Source organism: Microbacterium sp., from assembly GCF_039812165.1.
GTDB lineage: Bacteria > Actinomycetota > Actinomycetes > Actinomycetales > Microbacteriaceae > Microbacterium.
On sequence record NZ_JBDIAB010000147.1, the window covers coordinates 1 to 7,575 of the forward strand.

The window sequence follows — 7,575 nt, forward strand, 5'->3', positions numbered from 1 at the left end:
AGAAGCCGAGCAGCCTCTCCAGATCCAGCGGGTGCGAGTCGTTCTGGTTCAGGATGCTGGCGGTGCCGTCGTCGACGCTCAGCGAGGAGTCTCCGATCGGTCCGTCGCTGGGCGCCCGCAGGGGCGTCACCATGAGCTTGAGCTCGCCGAACTGCAGCGGGACCCCGGCCTGCGTGTAGACGATGTTCTCGTAGCCGAGCCGGCGGAGGTCGACCTCGAGGTCGTCGGTCGGGTAGTCCGGCAGCAGGACGGCGATGTCCTTCGGGACGTGGCGCTGCAGGAGCGCCGGGTCGAAGTGGTCGCGGTGACGGTGCGAGATGTACAGGAAGTCGGCCTTGCCGAAGCGCTCCCAGTCCAGGCCCCGGTTGTCGGGGAACGGGAACCACGAGCCGAAGAAGCTCGGCCCGAGGACGGGGTCGCAGAGGATGCTGCCGCCCGCCGTCTCGATGAACATCCCGGCGTGGCCGAGGCCCGTGATCCGCATTCGCATCCTCCCGTGTCGAACAGTCTCCGAGTCTACGACCGGGCGCCTGGGAACACCGGGAGGACGACCGGGGAAACGGGATGCCGGCCCGGCCCGGTCAGGAGGCGCGGGCGATGCGGGCGAGGACGCCGTGGACGAACGATCCGGAGTCGTCGGTGGAGAACTCCTTGGCGAGCTCGACGGCCTCGTCGATCGCGACCGCGGTGGGCACCTGGTCGTTGTGCAGGATCTCCCACACGCCGATGCGGAGCACCGCGCGATCGACCGTCGGCATCCGCGCGATCGACCAGTCCTTCGCGAACGTCGCGATCTGCTCGTCGATCTCGTCGCGGTTGTCGATGACGCCGTCGACGATCTCGCGCGCGTACAGCCACGACGTCTCGCGCGCCGGCTCGTTCACGGCGCGCCGTGCCTCGGCGGCGAGGGTCGCCGCGAGGTCGTCGCCGCGCACGTCCGCCTGGTAGAGGATGTCGAGCGCGCGCTTGCGCGCCTTCGAACGGGCACTCATGGAGGGGGCGCGCCCCGCTCAGCTCACGCGGCCGAGGTAGTCGCCCGTGCGGGTGTCGACCTTGACCTTCGTGCCGGTCTCGAGGAACAGCGGCACCTGGATCTCGTAGCCGGTCTCGACGGTCGCCGGCTTCGTGCCCGCCGACGAGCGGTCGCCCTGCAGGCCCGGCTCGGTGTAGGTGATCTCCAGCACGACGGATGCCGGCAGGTCGATGTAGAGCGGGTTGCCGTTGTTCAGCGCGATCGTCACCTGCTGGTTCTCGAGCAGGAAGTTCGCGGCGTCGCCGACGGTCGCCGCCCCCACGGTGATCTGGTCGTAGTCGCTCGTGTCCATGAACACGAACCCCTCGCCGTCGTTGTAGAGGTACGTGAAGTCGCGGCGGTCGACGTTCTCGATCTCGATCTTCGCGCCGGCGTTGTAGGTCTTGTCGACGACCTTGCCGGTGAGGACGTTCTTGAGCTTGGTCCGCACGAACGCGCCGCCCTTGCCGGGCTTGACGTGCTGGAACTCCACGACGCTCCAGAGCTGCCCGTCGATCGACAGGACGACGCCGTTCTTGATGTCTGCGGTGGATGCCATGGGTCGAGGAGGTCCGTTCGTCTAGGGGTCCGGGACCGGCGCCGCGCACAGGCCCGAGGACCGATTCTAGCGCGACGGGCTCACGGCGCGATCGACAGGCGCTGCATCGCGGCGTCGAGGTCCTCCTCGCGGAAGTAGACGCGCACGTACGGGGGGTTCTGCGTGACGTACACGCGGTCGAAGCCGACGTCGTCGAAGTCCGCGACGACGGCCTCGTCGGGCGTGAGCCCGCGCGGGCAGTAGAAGAGGCCCGCCTCGCCGATGCCGGTGGCGATGTTCGTCGTCGCGCTCGTGTAGCACGGCGTGCCGAGCTCGTCGACCGTGGGCGGGTCGACGAGCGAGCTGCCGCCGTCGCCGTCGTCCAGGTACGGCAGCGCGAACGTCACGCAGCTGGCCGGCTCGTCCACCGCGCACCAGGTGCCGTCGATCGTGGTGAACTCGGGCACGGCGGAGCGGTGCTCCTCCGCGGGGACGGGCCTCGCGGCCGAGGTGATCGGGGCCGAGGAGCGCGGCGTCGGCGTCTCGCCCGCCGACGTGCAGCCGACGAGCAGGGCTCCGGTCGCGAGGATCGCGACGAGCGCACCGCGGACGGATCTGGCGGTCATGTCCGGACGCTAGCAGGTCGCGGCATCCGCTGTCAGCCCTCGGCGCGCCCGGCGATCACGTCGACCAGACGGTCGATCGCGGTCGCGTAGCCGGCCACGCCCTCGCCCACGACGTGCACCACGGCGACGTCGGCCACGTAGGAGTGATGGCGGAACGGCTCGCGCTTGGTGACGTCGCTGATGTGCACCTCGGCGACCGGGAGCGCGACGCCGGCGAGCGCGTCGCGCAGCACCACCGAGGTGTGGGTCAGGCCGGCCGGGTTGATCACGATGCCCGCGCAGTCGGTGCGGGCCGCGTGGATCGCGTCGACGAGCACGCCCTCGTGGTTGCTCTGCACCGCGCGGATCTCGAAGCCGTGCGCCGCCGCGGCGCGCGCGGCGAGCGCCTCGACGTCGGCGAGCGTCTCGTGCCCGTAGACGTCCGGCTCGCGGATGCCGAGCAGGTTCAGGTTCGGGCCGTTGACCAGCAGCAGGCGGCGCGGGGTGCTCACCCGCTCACCTTAACGCCGGCCCGCGGACGGCCCGACGGGCGGCGCGGGTCGATCCGTGCGCGCCCGTGCGGCCGGGCGCCCTCACCGAGCGGCGCGGCGCACGCGCAGCGTGGCCACCTCGAACGGCCGCAGCTCGAGGTCGACCGATGCCGAGCCCTCGCCCGCCGCGACGGCGAGCGCGTCGCCCTCGAGCTCGAGCAGGTTCGCGGCCCGGATGCCGTCGACGTCGCCCGTGTGGACCGTCACCGTCGCGCGCGCCCGGCCGCCGCGCGACTCGTACACGCGCACGATCAGGTCGCCGTCCCGGTCGTCGGCGAGCTTCACGGCGCTCACGAGCACCGCGGGGTCCGACGCGGTCACGAGCGCCGGCACCGGCCGCCCCGACGCGGGGCGCACGGGCGCGTTGAGCCGCCACGCGGCGTCGGTGGCGATCCCGGCATCCGCCCCGATCGTCACGCCGAAGCGCATGGTCTGCAGGCCCAGGTCCGCGCGGGGGTCGGGGAACCGGGGCGCCCGCAGCATCGAGAACCGCGCGTCCTGCGTGATGCGGCCGTCGCGCTCGACGCGCGCCACGTCGAAGCCGTAGCTCGAGTCGTTGAGGAACGCGACGCCGAACCCGGGCTCCTCCACGAGGAACCAGCGCTGGGTGTGGGTCTCGAACCGGGCGTCCTCCCAGCTCGTGTTCTCGTGCGTGGTGCGGGCGTGGAAGCCGAACTGCGTCTCGGCGACCGCGCGGTCGGTGAAGACGTCGACGGGGAAGGCGAGCTTGAGGAACTTCTCCGTCTCGTGCCAGTCGACGGTGTTGTCGATCACGAGCGTGCGGCCGTCGTCGGCGAGCGCGAGGCGCTGCTCGATGCGCGACGACCCGAACGCGCGCGACACCACGACGGCGTCGCCGTCGAGGCGCACGTCGTCCGCCTCGTCGAGGTCGACGACCATCCCGCGGTAGTGGCGGTCGACGTCCCAGGCGTCCCACATGTTCGGGAAGTCCTGGTGCAGCTGCAGCAGGTTGCCGCGCGTGCCCGCGGGGAGGGCCTCACGGCCGCTCGAGAGCTCCACGGCGCTGACGACGTGGCCCGAGGCGTCGACGACGACGCGCACGAGGCCGCTCTCGAGCACGAACGCGTCGCCGTCGCGACGGGCACGACCGCCGTCGCCGGCGCCGGTCGATGCGACCGCGCCCGCGGCGACGCCCGCGTGCGCCGTGGGACCGGGGTTGACGGCCAGGTCTCCCCCGTCCGACAGCTGCACGCCGAGCGCGCCGAGCGCGTCGGCGATGATGCCCTCGAGCGCGGCGGCGATGCGCGCGTAGCGCTCCGCGGCCTCGCGGTGGACCCACGCGATCGACGAGCCGGGCAGGATGTCGTGGAACTGCAGCAGCAGCACGTCGCGCCACAGCTCGTCGAGCAGGTCGTACGGGTAGGGGTGGCCCGCCCGCACGGCGGCCACGGCCGACCACAGCTCGGCCTCGCGCAGCAGCTCCTCGCTGCGGCGGTTGCCCTGCTTCATCTTGTGCTGGGTCGTGTACGTCGCGCGGTGGCGCTCGAGGTACAGCTCGCCGCGCCACACGTCGGGGTGCGGCAGCTCCTGCTTGGCACGGTCGAAGAAGTCGTCCGGCTTCTCCCACACGACGCGGGCGCTGCCCTCGAGGTCGGCGAGGCGTCGGGCGCGCGCGACCATCTCGCGCGTCGTGCCGCCGCCGCCGTCGCCCCAGCCGGTGGGGGCCAGCGACGACGAGGCCACCGCCTTCTCGCGGAACTGACGCGCGGCGCGCGCGACCTCGTCGCCCGACAGCTGCGCGTTGTAGGTGTCGATCGGCGGGAAGTGCGTGAAGATGCGCGAGCCGTCCACGCCCTCCCACAGGAAGGTGTGATGCGGGAAGCGGTTGCGCTCGTTCCACGAGATCTTCTGGGTCAGGAACCACTCGAACCCGGCGCCCACGAGCAGCTGCGGCAGCCCGCCGGAGTAGCCGAAGCTGTCGGGCAGCCACGCGCCGCGGCACGTGATGCCGAACTCCTCGCGGAAGAACCGCTGACCGTGCGAGAACTGGCGGATGAGCGACTCGCCGCCGGGGAGCACGGCGTCGGCCTCGACCCACATGCCGCCGACGGGCACGAACCGGCCGGCCGCGACGGCCTCCTTGACGCGCGCGTAGACCTCGGGGCGGTGCTCCTTGAGCCACGCGTACTGCTGGGCGCTCGACATCGCGTACACGAACTCGTCGTGCTCGTCGAGGAGCGTCGTCATCGAGCTCGTCGTGCGGGCGACCTTGCGGACGGTCTCGCGCAGCGGCCACAGCCACGCGGAGTCGATGTGCGCGTGCCCGACCGCCGAGATGCGGTGGGCGGATGCCTCGGCGGGAGCGCTCAGCACGTCGACGAGCTCCGCGCGGCCCGCCGCCGCGGTCTCGGCGATGCGCTGCAGGTCGACGCGGTCGAGCGCGCGGTCGAGGGCGTACAGGATGCGCGCGCGCCTCCCCGACTCGGCGGGCAGCTGCTCGGCGAGCTGCAGCAGCACCTCGACGTCGTGGACGAGCTCGAAGACCTCCTCCTCGAACACGACGACGTCGGCGCGGCGGATGCGGTACAGGAGCTCCTCGCCCGCGGTGTCCCACTCGCCCTTCTCGGTCGGGAGGAAGGGGTGGTAGTCGAGCAGCACGGGGTTCGACGCCGCCTCGACGAAGAACTCGATCGTCTCGCCGCCGTCGGCGGCGCGGCTCAGCGGCACCCACTGCGCGCGGGGGTGGAGCGACCGCACCGGCGTGCCGTCGGCGAGGTAGACGAGGCCCTCGGCCTGGAAGCCGGTCATGTTGACGTCGAACCCGAGATCGACGACGGCCTCCACGCGGCGGCCGGCGAACGATGCCGGGACGGTGCCGGTGACGCGGAACCACGTCGTGTCCCACGCGCGGCCCCACGGGGCGCCGGCCGACGTCGGCTCGTACTCGGCGGCCAGCCCCTCCGCGACCGGGACGGGCTCGCCGCCCACGCGGTGCGCGGCGATCGCCAGCGGGTGCGGGTGCGAGTGGATCGCGGGTCGGAGTCGCTCCTGGAGGACGCGCGTGACCCGCGCGACCGTGAGGTCGTGATTGTCGTGCATGTAAGCCCTTTAGCTGTCGGCGAGCACGACCCGGGGGTGCCCCGCCGTGCGTGCAGTCTGCATGTAACGCTTCCAGAACTCGCCGCCCGGCGCGAGCGCGGCACGCCCGCCGACGGCATCCAGATCGAGGATCAGCTCGGGCGACGCGGTCTCGAGCAGCGCGGGACGGCGTGCACGCGCCTCGGCGACGGCGTCGCGCAGCGCGAGCCCCGCGGGCTTCACGCGGCCGTGCTCGTCGATGAGGCCGAGGTCGTACTCGAGCTCGGGGAAGTCGGCCAGCGACCGGCTCACGTCGTGGGAGCACCACCAGGTGATGCCGAACAGGCGCGGGGCGCCGGCGAGCTCGGCCACGGTGCGCTCCAGGAACGGGACGACCGAGCCCTCGGGCAGCACGTTGCGCGGCGCGCCGACCTCCTGCATCCACACCTCGCGGTCGGGGTCGACGTGGAACGCGCGGGAGATCTCGACCAGGTAGCGCGCGTGCGCGACCGTCTCGAACGCGTCGGGGCCGTGCCGCTGGGCGGTGCCGTTGAACACCCACGAGTGCACGGCGGTGAGGTCGCCCGCGGTGGCGGCGTGCGCGGGCGTGAACGGCTGCGTGTCGTCGTACCACGTCGCGTCGTAGCACGCGTGCAGCGCGAGCGCGTCGGGCGCGCCCGCGCGGGCCGCGCCGATCATGGCGTCGAGCCATGCCGTGACGTCGGCCTGCGTCGCGGGGTACGGCTCGGGGTGCACCGTGCCGGTGAACTGGTTGACCTCGTTGCCCACCGTCACCGCGAGGAGGTTCGGGTGGCCGGCGCACGCCGACGCGACGGCGCGCACGTAGTCGGCGGTGGATGCCACGACCGCGGGATCGGTGAACATGCCGCGGCGGTGCCACGAGGTCAGCCAGGCCGGCACGAAGTCGAAGCTCGAGAGGTGGCCCTGGAGCGCGTCGACCGACACGTCGAGCCCGCGCTCGGCGGCCAGCTCCAGCATCCGCTCCAGGTCGTCGAGCGGAGCCCGGCGGATGAGCGTGCGGTTGGGCTGGACGACCGGCCACATCGGGAAGACGCGGACGTGGTCGACCCCGAGCGACGCGATCGCGTCGAAGTCGCGGGCGACGTCGGATGCCGAGAAGTCGAGCCAGTGGTGGAACCATCCGACGCGCGGTGTGTAGTTGACGCCGAACCTCATCGGGCGATGCCTCCCCCGCAATGGTCGCCGCGTCGTCGTCGCGCGGGACTGGCCTGCCAGATCACCGGATCACTATACCGATCAAGTCGCACTCGGCAACCATCCGCCGGAGCGGTCGAGACCACCGAGTAGAGTGTGCGAGACCGCGCGAAGGGAGGACTCCGTGGCCGACGAGTCGACCCCGTCGCCGCCGCCCGCGCCGGGGCGCGTCACGATCGCCCACATCGCCGAGCGCGCCGGTGTGACCAGCGGCGCGGTCTCGCTCGCGATCAACGGCAAGCGCGGCGTGTCCGACGCCACGCGCGCGCGCATCCTGCAGATCGCCGACGAGCTGCGCTGGCGGCCCAACCACGCGGCCAAGACGCTGCGCGGCCGGAGCCCGCAGGCGATCGGCCTGGTGCTCGCCCGCCCCGAGGAGGTCGTGGGCGAGGAGGTCTTCTTCGCGAAGTTCATCACCGGAGTGCAGTCCATCCTCAGCCAGCGCGGGTTCTCGCTGCACCTGCAGATGGCCACCGACCTGACCTCGGAGTCCGCGATCCACGCGGACTGGATCGCGGACGGCCGCGTCGACGGCATCCTGCTCCTCGACCCGCGCGTCGACGACCCGCGCGTGCGGCGTCTCGACGAGCTCGG

8 protein-coding genes are annotated in these 7,575 nt (G+C 72.4%); 1 reads left to right on the forward strand and 7 read right to left on the reverse strand.

Annotated features, from left to right (window positions below; all coding sequences use genetic code 11):
- The 7 genes from WML84_RS11085 to WML84_RS11115 all read right to left on the reverse strand — a co-directional run.
- On the reverse strand, window positions 1-484 hold a 484-nt coding region (locus WML84_RS11085), incomplete at its 3' end, for an MBL fold metallo-hydrolase (protein ID WP_347346205.1).
- A 97-nt stretch (window positions 485-581) separates the two neighbouring features.
- On the reverse strand, window positions 582-992 hold the full coding sequence (nusB, locus tag WML84_RS11090; protein ID WP_347346206.1) for a transcription antitermination factor NusB: 411 nt from the start codon (window positions 990-992) through the stop codon (window positions 582-584).
- Between the two features lie 18 nt (window positions 993-1,010).
- Window positions 1,011-1,571: an elongation factor P gene (gene efp, locus WML84_RS11095; protein ID WP_347346207.1), complete on the reverse strand. Its 561-nt coding sequence runs from the start codon at window positions 1,569-1,571 to the stop codon at window positions 1,011-1,013.
- Window positions 1,572-1,651: 80 nt separating this feature from the next.
- Window positions 1,652-2,176 (reverse strand): hypothetical protein, encoded by a 525-nt coding sequence (locus tag WML84_RS11100; protein WP_347346208.1) that lies wholly within the window; start codon window positions 2,174-2,176, stop codon window positions 1,652-1,654.
- Between the two features lie 32 nt (window positions 2,177-2,208).
- Window positions 2,209-2,667: a type II 3-dehydroquinate dehydratase gene (locus WML84_RS11105; protein ID WP_347346209.1), complete on the reverse strand. Its 459-nt coding sequence runs from the start codon at window positions 2,665-2,667 to the stop codon at window positions 2,209-2,211.
- An 81-nt stretch (window positions 2,668-2,748) separates the two neighbouring features.
- Complete coding sequence (locus WML84_RS11110) at window positions 2,749-5,766, reverse strand: glycoside hydrolase family 38 C-terminal domain-containing protein (protein ID WP_347346210.1); 3,018 nt, start codon at window positions 5,764-5,766, stop codon at window positions 2,749-2,751.
- 9 nt (window positions 5,767-5,775) lie between these two features.
- The gene (locus WML84_RS11115; RefSeq protein ID WP_347346211.1) at window positions 5,776-6,942 is read right to left on the reverse strand and encodes a glycosyl hydrolase; all 1,167 of its coding nucleotides are present in this window, start codon (window positions 6,940-6,942) and stop codon (window positions 5,776-5,778) included.
- A gap of 163 nt (window positions 6,943-7,105) precedes the next feature.
- Here WML84_RS11115 and WML84_RS11120 point away from each other — a divergent pair.
- Window positions 7,106-7,575: LacI family DNA-binding transcriptional regulator (locus WML84_RS11120; RefSeq protein WP_347346212.1), on the forward strand; the 470-nt coding region annotated here is incomplete at its 3' end.